The following is a 20,958-nucleotide window of genomic DNA, read 5'->3' on the forward strand; positions in this document are numbered from 1 at the left end:
CTAATTCCATATTTTTGAATATTGATTAAGAACATTTTGAAATAATATAGAATTTGGGAATTGTTGATTTACAAAAGCAAGTAATAAAAAGAATCCTAATTTATTATCATTTTTTTCTAAGAGATTAGCAACCTTTAAAATATCTATATCGCTGAAACCATTATTCAAAATGTTAAAAAATTCAATATTTATTTTTTCTGTATCTGGTTTTAGACTTGAAATTAAATCATAAACTCTTGGTCGAAGATGTATGAACATTGAATTAAAATTTGAATCTTTTATGCTATTTAGAATTTTCAATCTAATCTCCTTATATTCAATCAAATCTTTAATTCTGTCCATTATCAGGTTAATTCTATATTCTTTTGAGCCAAAAGTAAAGAACCTTGGATTTATTGTTTCATTAATTTCTTTATTAATACCGCACTTCGATAAGACTGCGTGGACATAATCGTTTTTTTCCCAAACACTCACATAAGAATAATATATTAATTCAGTCTTAGTAGCTATTGATAATTTATTTAAATCATTTATCCAAATTAACTCATCAACAGGTTGAAGCAAAATACTTTTTTCATCATATAATTTTTTTAATAAATATGGTGATGGATAAGTTAGAATTATTTTTCCATTCTCATTTAATATCGAATTTAATAGTTCATTTACGATACTTCTTTTATCCAATTCAATATGTTCATAAAAATCTATAAGTGTAATCAAATCAAAACTTTTTTTTGTATCAAACTCATAGATATTGCCTTGCTCAAAATGGAGGTTCTTACTCCCAAATAAAATATTGGCTAATTTAATTGAATCTTGACTGATATCTATACCGGTAACTGATGAATTTGGAAACAGATTAGAGATTTTCCAAGTTGTATCTCCTATACCACATCCTAAATCAATAATATTCAATGGTTCTTCATCAGAATATCTAAGAATTGTATCCATTGCATAATCAATTCGTTTATTACCCTTAATAAATTTAAATAATTGCTCGAATAAAATTTCATTATAAAACTTTTCGATTTCCAAAACAAGCTCCTTTAGTTCTAATCTATTACAAAACAATAGATTTGTACAATACAAATATTGTACCAAAGTGGGATTTGGGAGGTAAAAACAAGTGAGGACTGGTATTTTTTTCTAATTCGGGTTGATATTGACGATTGTTCCGACTTCTTCAATATCAATATTCTCCCAAGACTTCACCGGACAGGCGACTATTAGCCCGTCACCATAAACCTGAAGGAAGTTTTTCCATTCGGCTGAATTAAGACCAATCGCGAGGTTAAACTTCTGGCGGGCGGCTTTCATTTGCTTTATGAATGTATCCGGCATTAAATACAGTTTCGACTTTTCATCAATCGGAAGGTGGTCACTAAGTGTGAACTGCCTGATATGGCAAAATTCATAAGCTATCTCATCCAACTTGTAATTGATATAAACCAAATCAGTTTTGATTTTTACTTCATAAATTTTGTCATTGAAGTAATCTTCGTAGTAAAACTGGACGTAACCGCTTTTGAATTCGATACCCTCAACACGTGAATCCGGTCTTAAATTTTGGATATTCATTTTATGCCATTTAAATAAAAGCAAAAGTAAGAAAAAATTACATCGAATAAAAAAATATTATTCGTCTGCACCCTTTTCTGTTTTTTTGAACACTTACTTATTGTTGAATCTTTTAAACGGTTAAATAAACTGAAAAACGATAAAGAAATATTTACTGAACTTTATAAGCAGAACAAGGATAGGATCTGGAGATACTGCCTGTTTATGACACGTAATTACAATGAAGCAAAGGAGCTTCTGAGCGAAACTCTTTATCAGGCATTCGTATCATTTAGTAGTTTGAAAAAAAAGGAAGCATTTTTATCATTCATTTTCACAATTTGCTCAAGAGCATATTATAAAAGCAAGAGAAAGCCGGTTGAATTTGCTGATGATTTCGATTTTGAGAAATTAGGAGGACAAGTTCTTTCTGCTGAAACGATGCTGGATATAAATTTTTTAAGGCAGGCAATGAGCGAGCTTAATGATGATTACAAAGAAACTTTGATTTTGTTTGAAATCGAAGGATTTTCAAGAAAGGAAATCAGCAAAATACTTAATATTTCAGAAGACACTGTCAAATCAAGACTTTCGCGAGCGAGAAAAAAATTAGCAGAACTAATGGGAGTAGGTGATGAAGCAAGAATTGGATAAATATTTTCATTCAGCTAAAAAGTTGGAAAATCTGAATGAACCTTTTGAGCCGCTGGAATTTGATAATTTATTAAATAGTGCAACAACAACAAAAAGAAATTTTAAATTTAGAATTGCTGGAGGTATTATTATGATTTTATTTACTTTACTATTGATATACCTGAATTTTGACTCTCCGCTGATTGAAAACTCAGAGGAATCTCAGAATCAGGTTGCCGGATCCGAAAATGTCATAAAGCTTAACGAAGATTTACAAAATGAAACTGCTCTCGAACAAGCTGTTAGAAATGATGTAGCTTATAATTCTATCGAAGAAGATGATAATCCGTTAAAAATAAATCCGGATAGAAAAGAACCACGTGAAGAGTTGATTCGGGGAGTTACTATTGGTACAAGTGGTAAGGATATTGATTTTATGCTGCCCGCAACCGTACAATCAGACAGTACCGGTGAAGCAATTCCGGGATTCCTCACTCTTCAGCTAACAAAAGAGGAACTTGCTGAGCTTGGAATTATTTATGAAGATAATCAAATTTCTTATCTAATTGAGCATTTACATACCTTGCACCCTATTCCAATTCGGAATAATGATTCTTACAGAAACGACCCGGATAATAAAAAAGTTGCAGAGCAAGAATACCCTGTAAACGGTGATACAATTTTAGTTAAAACATTGCACAAAATAGATTTAAATTATTCTGTGGATTTGAACTTGATGAATAAAAAATCTTATTTTCAGCGTTCTTACAGAGAATTGCCGAGAATAGATACAATTAACGGAAAAGTCAGACGAAATCTCAGAAGAGTAGTATTAAATTCTGATAACTTCAATGAATTAATTAACAATACCGACAGTAGTAGTAGCAATAATAAATATCCAGACTATTTTGAGTATCTTGATTTGTGGGAAAAGAGATTTTTGCAGGGCTACAAAATGGAAGTTATTAAATACGGTGGCTGGCAAAAATCTGATTTCAGCAAAATATCGCCAATAGTAGCTGCCTTCAAATATAGCGGAACGCCTCACAGTTATGTATATCAGCCGTTTAATTCTGCTATGAGATTGTACTATCTTAAAGGATTTGACTATTCTAAGCTGATTCCTTTGGAAATTACATTTAATGATAAAAGCATAGAAAAATTAATTCTTTGGTACTATCCTTCGCCGGAATTTATTAATTCTTTGCCCGAGAGATACAGAAAAATATTAGTAAGTGAAATCAGTATCATTAACAAACTTTCCAATGGCGAAATAGACATCAATTCTGCCTGCGAAATGTCGTCTGAAGAAACCTTTTTCGATATTTGCAGATTCAAAAGCGGTGGATTGTCAATTCGAGGCATTTACCCAAATCCTACTTATGATGCAAATGTTACTCTTGATTTTTCACTCGATGAAATGAGAGATATTGAAATAAATATTTACGATTTGCAGGGCAGCTTTATAGGACTTATCAGTAAACCGCAAAGAATGGAAAGAGGAAATCAATCAATGAAGCTAAATCTGGGCAAACTTAATACCGGAATTTATATCATCGGAATTAAATCAAATATGAATGAGTTTGTTTCACAACGAATCGTAATCAATTAGGAGAAAATGAAATGTTTAGATATATTATTATAATTGTGTTTATTTCGATTAGCAAATTATTTTCAGCAGACTGGGAAGTGCTTAATAAAGTTGAGGGAGTTCCGCATTGGGGTTTTGATGTAAATAGTAGCGGAATGTCTGTTATGTGCGGAACAAGAGGAAGTTGTTTTATTTCTGAAGATTTTGGTAAATCATGGCAAAAACACTACTCCGGTACAGATGTCTTTTTGAATTATGCCGGATTTACACCCGAAGGTGGAATTTTGCTGACCGGACATAAAGGAACAATCGTTTATTTCAGCAAATCTGGTTCAAAGTTTGAGGATAGAAGCGGTGAGCCGGTATATAATCTCAAGAAATTCATGTTTACAGATAATCAAACCGGATATATGCTTTCAGAAAAGATGTATCTGCTGAAAACCAGTGACGGAGGGAAAAAATGGGATGTTGTAAGTGAATTTCACAAATATTTTGAAATGATGGATATAACCGAAATCAATGGAAATTTGTTTCTTGCAACTGGCAACCGTGATACTTCTGTTATTTTCAAATCAAATGATGGCGGCAAAAATTGGGATTTGGTATCACTTTTTCCGGGAGAAAAAATATACAGAATGAAAGCAATTAATAATAAATTATGGGTCAGCGGAGCAGGTGGCTTGTTTGCAAATTCTACAGATTTTGGGAAAAACTGGAATTGGCAAAATCTTAAAACTAAATTATACCTTGGCGATTTTGAAATTATTGATAACAAGATTTGGATTTACAGCCATTGGGATAAGGAAAGGATAATTTTCTTTTCAGATAATTTTGGCAAATCATGGAAAGAATTTGACAAAACTATGAATAACGATTGGCCCGGAAAAATGAAAATACTTGGCGATAACCTTTATATAATTGAGGGTTACAACAGCACTTTAAAACGAATAAAAATCAATAAATAAAAAAGGTGATTTATGAAAAATTTACTATTAATTTCAATTATCCTATTTGCATTTACATCTAAATTATTTTCAATTGATTGGAGGCAGATTTCATCAGGTGTAACCGAAGATATCTACAGAATGCGTTTCAATGATACAAAAAATGGCTGGATATTAAGTGATAATTTTATATTGAAAACGGATGATGCAGGTGAAACCTGGGAAAAAATTCTTACTCTTAGTAGTTTTGATTTATCAACACTATCAATTGTACAAAATGGAAAAGCTTGGTTTGCAGGGAAAAATGGTAAGATACTTCATTTTTTCAATAATGATAATGAGAATGAATTTGTTGAACAAAAAAGTGGAACTGACAAATACTTGTTGAAATCTTTTTTTCTTAATGAAAATTTAGGTTGGATAGTTGGTTTTGATGGGATAATAATCAAAACAACAAACGGAGGAGCCGAATGGCTGACAATCCGTGAAGGCGAACCGGGAAAACATCTTTTTGGAATTCAATTCATTGATGAAATGAATGGCTGGGCTGTCGGAGAACAGGGTACTACGTTGAAAACTACTGATGGTGGCAGTACTTGGCAGAGAATTATTACTCCGGCTATTTACAGAAATTTAAATGTAAACTTTTCTGACAGGGAAAATGGCTGGATATCTGGTTTTGGATTCATAGTAAAAACAACAAATGGAGGCAGCTCGTGGAATATTCAGATATCAACAACTGTTTTTATTATAACAGACTTCATGGTTATTGATAAAAACAGAGCTTGGGCATCGTTTGATAAAAACTCGCTTTTATATACTGACGACGGTGGTGAAAATTGGCAATACTATCAGATACCTAATGACATTGAGCGCTTAACTTTTGATGTTATTGGAGATGACATTATTATTGCCGGTTCAGATGGGAAAATCTACAAAGGTAAATCAACTGTAAGTGTGAATAGTAAAGTGTATAATGATACCAAATACATAGTAAAATATTCAAATGATGAAATAATAATAAACTTTAATGATGATATGAATAGCATATCAAATATTGAAATGTTTGATTTGCTTGGAAATCAAATTTTCAAATTTGATTATCCATTTTCGAATATCATTAGAATTAATCCTTTTAATTATAACCTTGCGAAAGGAATTTATTTTCTGAAAATTGGGAATAATTTGAAGAAAATAATATTGCAATAAACTGAACAAGAATTCCAGAGGGATATAATCCGAAAACATGATAAAATTATATCGCTATTTTAATCTAAAATCTGGTTAAAATATTTATCATGGTTATTAGTATTTCCATCTTTATAAATTCATAAAAACATCAAATTTCTAATTCACAATTAGTATTCTAAGCTCAGTGCCAACTATTTAAGTATATTACTTGTCTCACGATTCCTATCTCACCACCACTACCTGCTCCATGAGCAATGTCCAGGGAGCTGTTAAATGGATTGTGTAAAAGCCCTTACCCAAATTTTGCGTGTTGATTTTGAAGTCCTTTTGCTCGAATGCTTTGTCTGATTTTGCAAATTCGGTGCGGTAAACCTCCCGACCCTGAACATCATAAATTACCAGGCGGAAACTGCCCTGTTCTTGCGTTGCGATACTGACTTTCAGCTCTCCGTCTGTTGGATTTGGTGAAATTTTCATACGTGTTGGGGCGAACATCTGAATTGTAGTGATGTCATTTAAGCAGCCATCAACATTCAGCGAGCCGTTGATATATTCAGGGAAATAGCGGTCTCTTGCGAGTTTAACATCTGCAATTCTGATTTGCGATAACTCTGACCTGCCCAAAAGTGCCTTACCGTATATTACATTAATTTCAGATTTTATTTTGCTGAAATCACCATCTGCTTTGATTTTGAGAATTCTCTCATTTCCGATAATTTCATTCTGAATTAAATTGCCAAATTTCACACTTTCCGGTGCAAAGTATTCTTTGTCAATGGCTATTTCAATTTCATAATCAGTAGTCAGATTTGGGGGAGCGGGACATTTAATTTCTCCGTGAAGCGGTATTTCAATGGACTTGCCGGCTTCAGAATAAATTTCGTCAATTGAAAATTCAATGATTTGCTTTGCAGCTGCTGAAATTGGAATTGTTTGCACAAATTCACATGGTTCTGATGAACTAATCACTAATTCATCTTCAAAAACACCTGCATCTTTCGGTTTGAATTTGATTTCAATGTTGACAATATCGCCATTTTTATATGATTTTATTAGCGAATTATAATTGACAATTTCAAATGAATTACTTGTTGTTGAAATATCGGAAATCGGAAATTCTGTTTCCGTTTCAATTTTAAATTGTAAATTTTCAATTTGAGAATCTCCAACACAAAGTTCATCAAAAATTATTTTATCTTTGTCAAATACAATATTTGCATCATATTTAAAAATTTCGATTTCCGCAGTATCGGCACAGCCAAATTCATTTTTGGCAATTAACTGGTAAATTCCCGCTTCTTTCACGTTAATATAAGGCGACGTTTCACCGGTTGACCATAAGTATTCAGCGTAAGAATCAAGTGAAAAAATTTCAGTGGAATCGTTATCGCATATTCTCAACTTACTTGCAAAAAGTTCAAGCCCTAAATTTCCATACACATAAACAGGCACTCTCAAATTAATTGTATCTCTCTCACCAATAAACCCTCCACTACCAACTGTTGTAGTAATTCTAACATAATAGTCACCCGACATATTTTCATTTGCATTTTCAAGCAGAGGGTATCTTTCCGTTGATGTAAAATTATTTGGTCCGAACCATAGATACTCTGTAGTTATAGTAGGATTATCAGATTCCTTGTACTGTGAATCAAGGATGATATCATCACCGGCACAAAACCGAGGATAAATATAAATAATAACCGATGCCGAATCACTACAGCCGCCTTCATTTTCTGCAACTACTGAATATCTGCCACTTTTTGTAATTGAGACTTCATTTTCATCAGAATCAATTCCGTACCATATAAATTTCGTCTTTTCTGGATTTTCTACGGCTTTTAATTTATATGTTTTTGTGTTGGCTATTATTTCCGACATATCCGAAAAGAGAATTTGTGGGCTATTGTGAACAATAACATTTATAGTACTATTTAATTCAATATCATCCAACATCATTCTACAATAATATTCTCCACTCATATCAGGAGTTGTGTTTTTAAGTACAGGATTCCAAATATTTGATTTAAAACCATTTGGACCTGACCACTCATAGATTGCTTCCGAATAGAAAGCTGACAGAAGATGTAAAGTATCACCGGAACAAATAACAATGTTATCAAGCGGACAGTTTTTTATTGAAGGATTATAATTCTGCACTACTGAAGGTAGTCCAATCATTGAAAATTTCCCACCTAAATAAACAGCATCTAATATGAAATTGCATTCTTTTCCACTTTGATTTGGTTCGTTTATTACTGACAAATATTCATTTCTATTAACCGTCACATAAATTTTATCGTTCGGACCCATTTGTAAAACCATGTACTTATTGGATTCGGCTTCATAAACTTTATATCCTGAAGAAATTATTTTTTCAGCCTCATCGAAAGTTACATTAAATTGAAATAATACTTCTTTTTTGGATATGTTCCCTGCTGAAACATATACGAACTCTCCGTTTGTAGAAAATTCCAAACCATAAGGAATACTTACATTCGGCATTGTGATAGTAGTTTCATTTGTGATTAATCCGCTTGAATCATCAAATCTATAGATTTGCCAAAAATTAGTATAGGTGCTTGTTAACGCAATTTTCTTACCATCCGGAGAAAACTTCATGATTCCAATTTGACCAAGGTTGTTATTAAACTTGCTTATGACCGGTGTTGAATTAAAATTTTCAGCAGTCAACAAATAGGAAACAAATTCATTATTTTCCATATCTGTTGCCACAATCCAAATGTCTTTGCCATTTTCATGAACTGTTGCTGCAAGTCTTTCAGAATTTGTATATAAAATTGGAATGTTTTTATGCTTTATTTCTCCAAGAGTATTATCTGATGTCATATCAACAATAGAATACATAATACCCTTTTCCGGTGGGTTGTAATACCATGAGCCTGCACCTACAGTAAATATATAATACAGGCAATCTGACCCTGGTTTTGGCACAATTAAAGCCGACTGTGCCGATGAAGAATGTCCTTCAAGACTGTCACCATTTTTCATGACTTTATGAGTTCTATTCCAAACCGTAATCCCATCAGTATAAAATAATAATCTCCCGTCATTATCAGAAATACTTGAACAACCTTCATTTGTTGATAGTACTCCATCAAGTAGAGCAACCGGTTCTCCAGAGCGGGTATTAAAAGTAATACCGGCTTTTTCCCCGAAATACCAGTTGTTAAAGTGCTTTTGAGCAAATAAACTGCCTGACGCTATCCCAAGGATTAAGATGATGCACATTAAATATCTCATAACCCATCCCTCAAAAAAATACTTACACATATTTTCAGAATGCAATATAATAAAATATGAATAAACCAGCAAATAAATATTTATTTAAAAATATTTATGTACTTATCCCGCATAAAAAAATTAATCCACAGTTCCTCTTATAGTTGATTCCATAGAATTATTCCAGTAAAGTGGGCTCATGTCTGCAGATTTAGGATAAATCTCAGTGCTGTAAGAAGGTCTTCCTGTTCTTTTAAGACTTAAAAGCACCAAAGAATAAGACTGATAGTGAATAAGTCTGTTCAGCGGTGCTACATCGCTTAGCCCATCAAAGTATATAATATTGCAAAATTTATCCTGATTATGAAGATGCTCTACATTTGCCATAAGGATATCTTCTTTAAAATCAACAAGTTTTTTGTTATACAGAAAACCATTTTCATCGAGTTTTAGATTGTCCGGCAGCTGTCCGGCGTATTCCTGAATCAATTTGTTATTTTTTACATTGCCAAGTAAAATCAATGAGGAGTAATTCAAATCATCAGCAGAAATATTATCATAGGTGTAGTATTCGAAATCATAACCACTTGATTTTAGTATATTAACATAATCCATAGCAATTTTAAAATCAGGCGATTTTTTATCGGGCAGAATAACAATCGGCTTAGAGGAGAGTACTTGATTAAAACTAAAAGGTTTTTCCCAACGGTTAATTTTTCTAAGAGTTTCGAGTTCGGGATCAAGTTTAACAGAACTAATTCCTGAAGACACAGGAAATCTGAATTTATTGATTGTATCGCGCAGTACGAGATAATCTTTATATTTGCCACCGGCATTGTAAGTAATTATTACAGGCACGGACTGCACTCTTCCCAATGAACTTGAGATTGATATTTCTACACTGTCACCCTCAAATACAGGAACATCTGCAAACCTGATTTCTGCAATATCTGTAGAATTGAGCCATTCATTTATTAATTTGCGAATCTTAAGGTCTTGCAAAGTATCCTTCGTAACAGAAGCAAATTCACTTGTCAGGTTCATCCAGTAAGCCCGTTTACCTGTATTTTTTTCGGCAAATGACTTTAATGCTTTGAAAAAGAGTTCGTCACCAATCAATTTTCTGATTTCTTCGAATATAAACGCACCTTTAGAATATCCAACGACTGCGTCAAAGGTAGTTTTTTGATATTTAAAATCTTTAACAGGATAATTTTTATCTTCAGGGAGAGCGTCAATAGCAATCAGAGCTTTCCTTCGCCAGTCAAGTGCATCTGAATCATATCCTGAAATGATATTAAAATAATAATTAGTCGAAAATGTAGTCAGTGCCTCACACCAGTTGCCCGATTCATTGTCTGTAAACACACTGTTACCCCACCAGTTATGAACAAATTCATGCGCCAGCGAACCCGGTGAAAGAGTAACCCAGGGCATTGCTGTAAGTCGGCTCGATAGCAGAGTATATCCCGGCATTCCGAAACCTGTAGGAAAGAAGTTCTCTGCAATTATGAATGATTTATAAGGATACTTGCCAAATAGCTTTGTATATTCATCATAATAGGATTTAGATGATAATATATATTTTAAATTATGAGGTGCATCATTAAAATAATATAAAGCAAACCTCACTCCGTCATAATCTTCTTCCATAATCTTGTATTTTGCCGCAACAAGAATCATTTCATCAATAGGCATCTCGGATGTTATTTTGTAAATCATATTTTTTGAGCCGGGATTCTCTTCAATTTCCCCACTTGTTACTAATTTGTATTCAAGAGGTAAATTTACATAAACTGTAAATTTAGCCAAATCCTTATCTGCTTGTGGATAGTATGCACCTCCCGGAAGATAAATGCCCTCGCCATCCTTACCTGAAATTATGCCGGGAGTATTTGAGTGTCTCTTGACCATATTGGTTTCTGATGGAGGGAAATTCACAATACCCTGATATTCAATTTCTACCTCAAAAGACTCAATAATTCCATCATTGTCATAAGATTGATTCTTTAGCGACAGATTTTCAATTAGTATTTCATTGTAAAAATCATCTGCCTTACGAATACTGAATTTCAGATTATTATCTTTTGAACTCATCTTTGTAACTTCAAGGGAATTAATCAATTTCAGGCTTGATGATTTGAGAATCGGGTTTTTGAATTTGATTTTATCAGAACCCTTCAGAAATGATTTTGCAGGGTCAATTTCAACATTGATATTATGCTCAGTAGCATAATTTTCACCAAAGTGGGAAGTCCCGCCACTCATCATTGGCATTTGGGGACGCTCGAATTGAGGCAGAAAAATAACAAAATCGCCAAAAGATGCTAAATCAGCATTATAATCAATTGAATCAATACTTTCATAATAAATTGGTGTAATGACTGAAATTTTCAGTTCAGGCATTCTTCTTTGTAGCATTGATGCAGTACCAAGATAGCTGTTAGAGTGGAAATCTCCGTTGAAATGAATTACTTTCCTGCCAGAATTTTGTTTTAAATAATCAGCAATTGATTCTGCCATAGTTTCATCTTTAATGCACTGAGCACCATAATAAAGATAAAGAGTATTTTCTTTATTTGAATTGAGTGATTTCACCATTTCCTTAGAGCCTGTCATGGTTTCAAGAAACTTGTCAAGATAGCCGTCTTCAGCCAGCACCATTTTTCTGGAGATATAGCTACGCTCTTCAGCAGGCAATTCCTTAAATGAAGTCATTCCACCGGACACATACTGAGAGGCGTATTTTCTGGGAATATTAGCAGCAATCAGATATGAATTATTTGATTTTGCAGTTTCGACAATTTCCCGGTAGAATTTCTTGTAATCGGGCCAAGGGCGTGAATTTTTCATGAATTCCTCTTCATCAGTACTTCCTGCGAAGTATTCGTCTATATGTATTTGAACATCACGCTCGAACATTTCCATCGAAACAGTAATATTTTTATTCTGCTTAAAAGATTTTTTGAGATAATCAGCTTGAAGAAAATGATTTAAGCTGTCGTCATGAAATTCGCCAAAGAATATAACATCAGCTTCCAAAGTCTTGATAACCATGTCTTCAAGATTTACTTTTTTTGAAGATTTTGTATCGTAAATAATATAATTATCATTTGCCTGAATATTGAACACAGATAAAATTCCTGCCAAAAGTAAAATTAAGTATGATTTCATAATTTGAACCAATATTTAAAAATTAATCTAAATTCTTTATTAGAGAGTTTTTTTTAAATGATATTGTAAATAAATGCAACTTAATTTGACAAAATCTTAACTAATATAATAAATTATTTGTTTAATTCGACTAAGGTATATTTATTTGTAATAATTATTTTAGAAATTCAGAAAATATTAATATTTAAATGGACAAATTTGTAATTCAAGGCGGCACTCAGCTAAATGGAACAATAAGTGTTTCGGGTGCAAAAAACGGCTCTTTGGCATTAATGCCTGCTACTCTTCTTGCACCGGGCACTTATCACTTAACTAATACCCCAAATCTTCGCGACGTCTGGACAATGTCCCGTCTGATGGGCTCTTTGGGTGCATTTTGTGAGCTTAACGGCAATGATTTATTTCTTGATACACGTAATATTCATACATTTGAGGCACCTTACGAACACGTAAAAAAAATGCGTGCTTCATTTTATGTTCTGGGACCACTTGTTGCACGATACGGAATGGCGAAAGTATCACTTCCCGGTGGATGCGCATGGGGTCCAAGACCTGTAGACCTGCATCTCAAAGGACTTGAAAAGCTCGGTGCAGAAATCGAACTTGAACAAGGATATGTCCTTGCAAAATCTGACAAACTCAGAGGTGGCAAAGTACATTTCGATATTTCGAGTGTCGGTGCTACCGGAAATGTTCTTATGGCAGCTACACTCGCAAAAGGAGGAACGCTTATTACCAATGCAGCACTTGAGCCTGAAATTACTGCTCTTGCACGTATGCTTTGCAAAATGGGTGCAAAAATTGATGGTATCGGTACTACTCAACTTGAAATTCAGGGCGTTGACGAGCTGAAGCCTGTTGATGAGGAAACTATTCCCGACAGAATCGAAGCAGCTACATTTTTGATTGCTGCTGCTATGACAAAAGGAAAAATTCAACTCAATAAGACAAATCCGTACCATCTGACAGCTGTTATTGCAAAACTCGAAGAATCGGGAGCCGAAATTGATGTGAATTCTGATACAATAACTCTCGAAATGAACGAAAAACCGATTCCAACAGATATAATTACTGCGGTTTATCCGGGAATACCTACTGATATTCAAGCTCAATGGACGGCTTATATGCTCGCCGCTGAGGGTAATACAAAAGTTACCGACAATATCTACAAAGACCGATTTAAGCATGTCCCTGAACTGGTCAGACTAAATGCAGATATTGATATAATTGACAATGCGGCTATAGTAAAAGGCGGGCAAATACTGAAAGGTGCCCAGGTAATGTCATCTGATTTGCGCGGAAGTGCATGCCTTGTCCTTGCAGCTCTAATCGCTGAAGGAACAACTGAATTATTCCGCATTTACCATTTAGACCGTGGATATGAAGACCTCGAAAAGAAATTAAACTCACTCGGTGCGAATATTAGAAGAGAAAAAACCGACATAGTTTAGAATGTTTGTAATATTATTTATTGCTCGACATACTATTATTAAGAGCATTTTCAGCTTTAGTATATTTGTCTTGTTGAATTAAAGCAAGTACAAGAGTTGTTTCTGATTTATAAAATTGTCAGAAATGGATTTTATGCTATAATTGAAAACAGTTCAGCTTAGTCAAATATGATAGATATGGAAGAAGTAATTACCTTTTTAACGGAGTTCATATTTCAAAAGCATTTTAAATGAAAACAAAAAAGCCGGAACAAATAGCTCCGGCTTTTTAAGAATTATTTGGATATAGCCTCTTTATTGAGAGGGTCGAAGAACAAACTTCCGTCATATTTATGCTGAACCGGCATTCGTGATACGTCTTTACCTAAATTGTACAGGTCAGGCTTATGGTCTTTTTTAATTTTTTCCTGAATTGACATTAATGCCTGAATTACAGCTTCAGGTCTTGGCGGACATCCTGATACATAAGCATCAACCGGCAGAAATTGGTCAATTCCCTGAACAACTGAATAGCTACGAAACATACCACCTGTTGAAGCACAAACACCCATTGAAATCACCCATTTAGGGTCCGGCATCTGGTCGTAAATTTTTCGTACGACATGTGCCATTTTGAAAGTTACTGTTCCGGCAACAAGTAATATATCGGACTGGCGAGGAGTCATTCTGAATACCTCTGAACCGAATCTTGCAACGTCAAATCTTGCTGCAGCAAAAGCCATCATCTCAATACCGCAACATGATATACCCAATGGCATAGGCCACGCTGAATTTGCTTGTGCCCATTTAACTACTGCTTCAACTGATGTTGTTATAAATCCTTCTTTTGCCAATGTATTTTCTAATCCCATTCGAATCCTCCTTTCTTAAATTCGTAGATATAACCTACGAATAATATAACTATAAATGCAAACATCGCCCAAAAAGCCGTCATTCCCAATTCACCAAGTTGAACAGCCCAAGGATACATAAACACAACCTCTATATCGAATACTATAAAACTCATAGCTACCATATAGAATTTTATAGAGAATCTGTCGCGGGCAGTACCACGAGGTACCATACCGCTCTCATAAGTTGTCCGCTTACCTTCCGTTGTGCGTCTGGCACCAAGCCACTCCGAAAGCAGCATAAAAGCAAGCCCTACCGTAAATCCAACTACAAGCATTACTATCAAAGGTAAATAAGTTTCAATCATATTTCAAACCTGTTTTTTAAATTTTGCATTTTGTCGAACTTCAAATTTATTTGTTTTTTATGATATATGCAATAAAAAATATTAAAATTAATAATTTCAATTGAAGATTAGACAATTATTTTCATATTATATTATATTGATTTAATCTTTTTTACAAGTTCTTCGAAAAGCGGAAGTATTTCAATCAGACTTTCAATATCTATATTGTCAATGGCACTAATCAGATAATTGGAGTATTCTTTAAAGAAATGTATATTCGTTTTTTCAGAGAACTCAATTATATGCTTACCGAAATCTTTGATTTTATCAATTATGAGAGTATTATTTACATCATCCCATTCTTTCATAAGTATTTTAGTAAGATAAAGATAAGAGTTTTTTTCTACTTTAGTTTCAGGTATATTAACAAGATTTTGTTTGAATTTTAAAAATGAAAGATAAAAAGGCTCTGATTCGATAATATTTTCAACAGGAACAATAATTCTAGAAATCTCTCCAATCAATATATTTTTTGTAAACGGCTTTCTAATATATCCTGTTATCATCAGACGTGTAGTAATCGGGAATGATTCTATCGAAGAAGCAGTCATTGCAATAATCGGTATATCCTTGGTTGCAGGATTTTCGCTCAGTAGTTTGCTCAGCTCAAAGCCATCTGTTTTCGGAAGTTGCATATCAAGTAGTATAATGTCAGGCAGTGTTTCGATTGCTTTGTTTATTGCTTTTTCGGCATCACTGATGGATAATATCTCTAAACCTGAATTCTTCAGAAATCCCTTAACAATTTCAATATTATCATAATTATCATCAATCACCAATACTTTTTGATTATTAAAGGTAATACCGATAGCGTTTTCAGATTTTGTTTTGCTCTTCACAACACTTGAGTCGGAAATTTCGACATTTTTAATAATGAAGCTGAAGCGTGTACCTTTACCAAGCTCGCTTTCTACTTCTATTGAGCCGTTCATCATTTCGACCAGTCGTTTGGTTATTGGAAGCCCAAGTCCGGTACCGCCGTATTTACGTGCATTTTGTCCTTCAGTCTGCATAAATGGTTCAAATATTCTTTGAATTTGTGATTCAGGAATTCCAATACCGCTATCAACAACATTTACTTGTAAATCTCCGGAAATTTCGTTGTTCTTATTAAAATTGACTTCAATTGTAATGCTGCCTTTTTCAGTAAATTTTACGGCATTACCCATCAAATTAAATAAAATCTGTCTTAATCTTATCTCGTCCAATGCAAGTCCGAGCGGAGTATTTTCGGAAATTCTGGTTTCAACTTTTAAATTCTTTTCAGTAATTTTAATTATGAATATTTTTATGACTTCTTCACAAAGCTCAGATAAATCCACCGGTTCAGTTTTGATTATCATTTTTCCTGCTTCAATTTTCGAGAGGTCGAGTATATCATTAATGAGATTTAGTAGATTAACACCTGCAACCGAAATACCATCAAGATAGTATTCATACTTGTCAGAATCGAATTTTTTATTTTTTAATAATTCTGAAAAACCTAAAATTGCATTAAGTGGAGTTCGAATTTCATGGCTCATATTTGCAAGGAATTCGCTTTTTGATTTATTTGCAATTTCGGCAATATTAATTGCTTTTCTTAAATTATCTTCAACTTTCTTCATTTCGCTGACATCAATGACGAAAGTTACTTTTTTGGGTTTATTGTCAATACCGATTATACGTGCTGCATCAGCAAGAATACTGATTTTATCCCCGTACTTATCTACTACATCCCATTCTCCGCGAATTTCGACATGTTCGCCTTCGTATATAAATCTATCGTGCAGTTCTTTGAAAAATGAACGAACTTCATCATTTACAACTATAGTAAAATGCTTCCCGAGAAGTTCATCAGGCATATATTTATAAATTTTACAATACGCGGGATTTACATATTCGTATAGTCCCTCATCATCTGTAATGCACATACCAATTGGAGTTTTTTCGATGATGCTTCTGAATCGCCTCTCACTTTCCTGTAGACTTTCGCTTGTTCTTGTTTCGCTTGTAATATCTTCAAGTGTAATGATATAGCCACTGTTGATATTTGTAGCATCAATTAATTTATCGGACTTGAAATTGATAGTCAGTACTTCATCAAACTTGGTTTTTATTTGAAGCCCCTGTAGCTTACCTTTATTTATAATATCCTCAAACAGAACTTTTTCTTCAAAATTAAATTTTAACACTTCATAAATATATTTTCTGAGGACTTCTTCTTCAGTATAACCGATTATAGTTTCAGCTTTAGGATTCCAAGATTTTATTCTTAGCTTTTCGTCAAGAGTTATCAGAGCAACAGGAACATGCCTGTAAATGAGTTCGAGGCGATTTTTTTCTGAGAATAATTCCAGTTCGGTATTTTTTTGCTTGCTGATGTCAGTTATTGAAATACTTATAATCTCATCTGAAGAAGTGTTCTTGTTTCTTACACCGTCCATTTGACAATAAAATTCACTTCCATTAGAATTTTTTATCATTATTTCGACAGATTGCCTCAAGTTTTTTTCAAGTAAATCATTATAAAATATGTAGAAGTCATCCTGAGATTTTTTTGAAATATAATCGGTTATACTTTTACCTGTTGCTTTGGGTTTATCTGTTGCAAATATCTGACATCCTGTTTGATTTATTCTCAAAATCTTTTTATTCTCATCCAGAGTAATATAACCAATTGGAGCAAAGTCATATAACTCAATATATTTATCACTTGAGAACTGCAAATTATCACGTGTATTAGTGAGTTCTTCATGCTGTAATTCGAGCTCAATCTGATACACTTCAAGATCGTGCAGGAGTTTGCTCAGGTCATAATTTTTATAATCATCAGGATCGGACTTCTTTGCAGTCATAAGCTTTTCAGCTTTTTCCCTTATTTCGTCGAATATATTTATTTTACTTTTTTTCATCAGTTACCAAATCAGTACTCTACAAATGAAATTAAAACGGCTTCAATATTGTTATTTATGTCAAACATTGGCGAGGCATTAACAAGAAGTGATTTTACTACATCATTTTTGAATTTCATTTTAAGTAGTTTGTTATTGATAACAGCGTTATTTTTCATAACGTAATTAAAAGGAAAATCTTCTTCTTTCATTCTTGATCCATCTTCATAACATACAACGAATTTGGGATCGTTGTATTTTTTCCCTTTTAATTCTGATGGACTCAGTTCAAGAATTTCCACTGCCTTTTTATTTGCATAAGATATTTTGCCGTTGGCATCATGCATTACTTTTGCATTTGGACTATTTTCCAAAATTCTTGATAAAAATTCATTATCACGTCTGATTTGAAGTTCATAGCTCTTGATTTTATCAATATCTATAAAAGTAATCACAATGCCTTTTATTGCATTTTCCACTGTTCGATATGGTAATACTTTTAGCAAAAACCACTTTTCGTCAGTTGATTTTAGCTCGATTTCAAATGGATTCAGAGTTTTTAAAACCAGATTAATCTGATTAATAAATTCGTTATATACGAAGTTATAAGAGATATGGCTTATAGGTCTTCCTATATCATCTTCAATCAAATTTACAAAGTATTTGGTAGCAGGCGTAAATTTACGTATTTTTAGCTTAAGGTCTAAGAAAATAGTACCTATATTTGTTACATTAAACCAGTTATTTATGTCATTATTGAGTTCAGTAAGTTCCTCAATTTTATTCTGATACTCAGAATTTACCGTATAAAGCTCTTCATTTACCGATTGCAGTTCTTCATTTGTGCTTTGTAGCTCTTCATTGGAAGCAATAAGCTCTTCGTTAGTTGCCTGAAGCTCTTCGTTGCTTGTTTCAAGCTCTTCAATTGTTGCCTGAAGGTTCTCTTTAGTATATTTCAATTCACCTTCGAGGTCAAATAGCCTTTGATTAACATTACTACCGATATCAAATAATTCACTGGTAATAAGACTGTTTTCTGCATTGCCTGTTTCTTCGAAAATAATAAGCATCATATTATTTTTAGTCTTATCATGCTTGAACATCTTAACGATTAGATTGAGAGATACGGATTTATCATCTCTCATAAAACTTATATCTTTATATACAATTTCACCCTGTTCCTTAATTGCTCTATGAATTGCTGTACCAAGAGCTACAGACAGCTCCTGAGGAACCATATTCAAAATATTCAAAGAAACCTTTCCCGAAGGAAGTTTCATGAATTTATTTGCATCTTTGAAAACGTGAATCAGTTCGTATTTCTCGTTAATGATAATAGAAGGTGGAACGAAATCATTAAATAATTCTTTATTGATTGAATCGAGCAAATCTGAGTCCGAATAAATTTTACTTCTCTTATCCTGATGAGCGGGAAACATTTTTATACTCGAATGTGGTAGATGCAAAACATCCATTATAGGGTGCAGAATTTTTTCGTTACTTTTGTAAATCTTCCATTTATTGTCAATTACATTGAAGTAGCTGGATAGTTCACCTATTGATTCGCTCGAACCCAAAAACAGAATACCTCCGTTGCTTAGTGAAAAGCCAAATGAAGATAATACTTTTTTTTGCATAACCGGTTGAAAGTAAATCAACAGATTGCGACAACTAACAAGGTCAATTTTTGAAAATGGAGGGTCTTTTATTAAATTATGAGTTGCAAAAATGACCATTTGTCTGATTGAATCAACAACTTTGAATGTCGAGCCGTTCTTAGTAAAATATTTACGCAGATGATCTTCGCTAATATCTGTTACTATACTTTCGGGATATGTGCCCATACTTGCATATTCGATAGCATCTTTGTCAATATCTGTAGCGAAAATCTTAATATCATATTCTCTTTCAATCAGGTTCATGTACTCTCTTAATAATATTGCAAGCGTATATGCCTCTTCGCCGGTCGAGCAACCCGGCACCCAAACCCTGATACTTTCACCAACTACTTTACTTTCAAATAAACGAGGAATTACTTTTTCTTTAACAAGCTCAAATGCTTCTGAGTCTCTAAAAAACTTAGTAACTCCAATCAGAAGTTCTTTATAAAGGACATTCACCTCAGTAGGTGAATCGCTAACAAGTCTGTAGTAATCCTCAATATCAGGAATATGATGAACGCTGCTTCTTCTTTCTATTCTTCTTACAATTGTATTTGGCTTATAGTATGTGAAATCAACACCTGTGCGAGCGCGAATAGCTAATAGTATTTTTGAAATCACATCATTTTCTTCAATGTCAATATCAAGTTTTTTGTCTGAAGCTTTAAGAAATGGATGTTCAACATACTTCAAAAGTTGCTCACCCATTCTATACGGAGGTAGAATATAATCCACAAGACCTGTAGCTATTGCACTTTTTGGCATTCCGTCGAATTTGGCAGTTTCTTCATCCTGCACCATAACCATACCACCAGCACCTTTAATTGCTCTTATTCCAAGTGTACCATCGCTTCCTGTACCCGAAAGCACTATGCCGATTGAACGCTCGGCAAGGTCTTCAGCCAGCGACCTAAGAAAAATATCTATCGGAAGGTTAAGGCCAAGATTAAGTGATTGGTCTGTCAAATATAACTTACGGTGAAATATTGTGAGATTTTTTTTGGGAGGTATTAAGTATATTGAATTTTTCTGTACCTTCATTCCGTCTTCTGCGCGGTAAATCGGTATTGATGTATGCTTACCGAGAAGCTCAACCATCAGGCTTTTATAATCAGGTGATAAATGCTGAACCACTACATAACCCAGTCCACTATCCGGTTTAATATTCTTAAAGAATTGCTCTAAAGCTTCAAGACCGCCCGCCGAAGCACCTACTCCGGCAATTGGGAAGTTGTCGTCGTTATAGTAATTCTGTTCTGATACATCATTTGTTTTTATATATTTATTACCAAGATCAATTTTCTTACTTTTTGAAGGCATAAAAAAGTCCTAATTATTATTTTTATATATTGTTATATTATACTGTACAAAGTTAATAAATTTTGACTAAATAAATAAATTAT

13 protein-coding genes are annotated in these 20,958 nt (G+C 33.5%); 5 read left to right on the plus strand and 8 right to left on the minus strand.

From position 1 onward, the window contains the following. Complete coding sequence (locus KF896_07895) at nucleotides 1-1,035, minus strand: class I SAM-dependent methyltransferase (GenBank protein ID MBX3043623.1); 1,035 nt, start codon at nucleotides 1,033-1,035, stop codon at nucleotides 1-3. A gap of 111 nt (nucleotides 1,036-1,146) precedes the next feature. Next, on the minus strand, nucleotides 1,147-1,578 hold the full coding sequence (locus KF896_07900; GenBank protein MBX3043624.1) for a hypothetical protein: 432 nt from the start codon (nucleotides 1,576-1,578) through the stop codon (nucleotides 1,147-1,149). 36 nt (nucleotides 1,579-1,614) lie between these two features. Between KF896_07900 and KF896_07905 the strand changes: the two genes are divergently transcribed. From KF896_07905 to KF896_07920, 4 genes are read left to right on the plus strand one after another with little or no spacing between them, the layout of a single operon-like run. Continuing rightward, complete coding sequence (locus KF896_07905; GenBank protein MBX3043625.1) at nucleotides 1,615-2,211, plus strand: RNA polymerase sigma factor; 597 nt, start codon at nucleotides 1,615-1,617, stop codon at nucleotides 2,209-2,211. Further along, complete coding sequence (locus KF896_07910; protein MBX3043626.1) at nucleotides 2,192-3,802, plus strand: T9SS type A sorting domain-containing protein; 1,611 nt, start codon at nucleotides 2,192-2,194, stop codon at nucleotides 3,800-3,802. Before KF896_07905 ends, KF896_07910 begins: the two co-directional genes overlap by 20 nt. 11 nt (nucleotides 3,803-3,813) lie before the next feature. Then, entirely contained in the window at nucleotides 3,814-4,746 is a 933-nt protein-coding gene (locus KF896_07915) for a hypothetical protein (protein ID MBX3043627.1), read from the plus strand. A 12-nt stretch (nucleotides 4,747-4,758) separates the two neighbouring features. Next, nucleotides 4,759-5,934: a T9SS type A sorting domain-containing protein gene (locus KF896_07920; protein ID MBX3043628.1), complete on the plus strand. Its 1,176-nt coding sequence runs from the start codon at nucleotides 4,759-4,761 to the stop codon at nucleotides 5,932-5,934. Nucleotides 5,935-6,138: 204 nt separating this feature from the next. On the opposite strand, the gene KF896_07925 is transcribed toward KF896_07920, so the two are convergent. Next, nucleotides 6,139-9,180 carry a T9SS type A sorting domain-containing protein gene (locus tag KF896_07925; GenBank protein ID MBX3043629.1) on the minus strand — a complete coding sequence of 1,014 codons (3,042 nt, stop codon included), beginning with the start codon at nucleotides 9,178-9,180 and terminating at the stop codon, nucleotides 6,139-6,141. Between the two features lie 120 nt (nucleotides 9,181-9,300). After that, the gene (locus tag KF896_07930) at nucleotides 9,301-12,333 is read right to left on the minus strand and encodes a ChaN family lipoprotein (protein MBX3043630.1); all 3,033 of its coding nucleotides are present in this window, start codon (nucleotides 12,331-12,333) and stop codon (nucleotides 9,301-9,303) included. Between the two features lie 188 nt (nucleotides 12,334-12,521). Here KF896_07930 and murA point away from each other — a divergent pair, with 188 nt between their 5' ends. Beyond that, nucleotides 12,522-13,784: a UDP-N-acetylglucosamine 1-carboxyvinyltransferase gene (murA, locus tag KF896_07935; GenBank protein ID MBX3043631.1), complete on the plus strand. Its 1,263-nt coding sequence runs from the start codon at nucleotides 12,522-12,524 to the stop codon at nucleotides 13,782-13,784. Nucleotides 13,785-14,059: 275 nt separating this feature from the next. On the opposite strand, the gene nuoB is transcribed toward murA, so the two are convergent. The 4 genes from nuoB to KF896_07955 all read right to left on the minus strand — a co-directional run bounded on the left by nuoB (nucleotide 14,060) and on the right by KF896_07955 (nucleotide 20,875). After that, nucleotides 14,060-14,635 carry an NADH-quinone oxidoreductase subunit NuoB gene (gene nuoB / locus KF896_07940; GenBank protein MBX3043632.1) on the minus strand — a complete coding sequence of 192 codons (576 nt, stop codon included), beginning with the start codon at nucleotides 14,633-14,635 and terminating at the stop codon, nucleotides 14,060-14,062. Next, on the minus strand, nucleotides 14,626-14,982 hold the full coding sequence (ndhC, locus tag KF896_07945; protein ID MBX3043633.1) for an NADH-quinone oxidoreductase subunit A: 357 nt from the start codon (nucleotides 14,980-14,982) through the stop codon (nucleotides 14,626-14,628). Before ndhC ends, nuoB begins: the two co-directional genes overlap by 10 nt. A 131-nt stretch (nucleotides 14,983-15,113) precedes the next feature. Next, the gene (locus tag KF896_07950; GenBank protein MBX3043634.1) at nucleotides 15,114-17,915 is read right to left on the minus strand and encodes a PAS domain S-box protein; all 2,802 of its coding nucleotides are present in this window, start codon (nucleotides 17,913-17,915) and stop codon (nucleotides 15,114-15,116) included. An 11-nt stretch (nucleotides 17,916-17,926) separates the two neighbouring features. Then, nucleotides 17,927-20,875 carry a PAS domain-containing protein gene (locus tag KF896_07955; protein MBX3043635.1) on the minus strand — a complete coding sequence of 983 codons (2,949 nt, stop codon included), beginning with the start codon at nucleotides 20,873-20,875 and terminating at the stop codon, nucleotides 17,927-17,929. Nucleotides 20,876-20,958: the final 83 nt, after the last annotated feature.

Source organism: Ignavibacteriota bacterium (assembly GCA_019637995.1).
Classification (GTDB): Bacteria; Bacteroidota; Ignavibacteria; order Kapaibacteriales; family UBA2268; genus JANJTB01.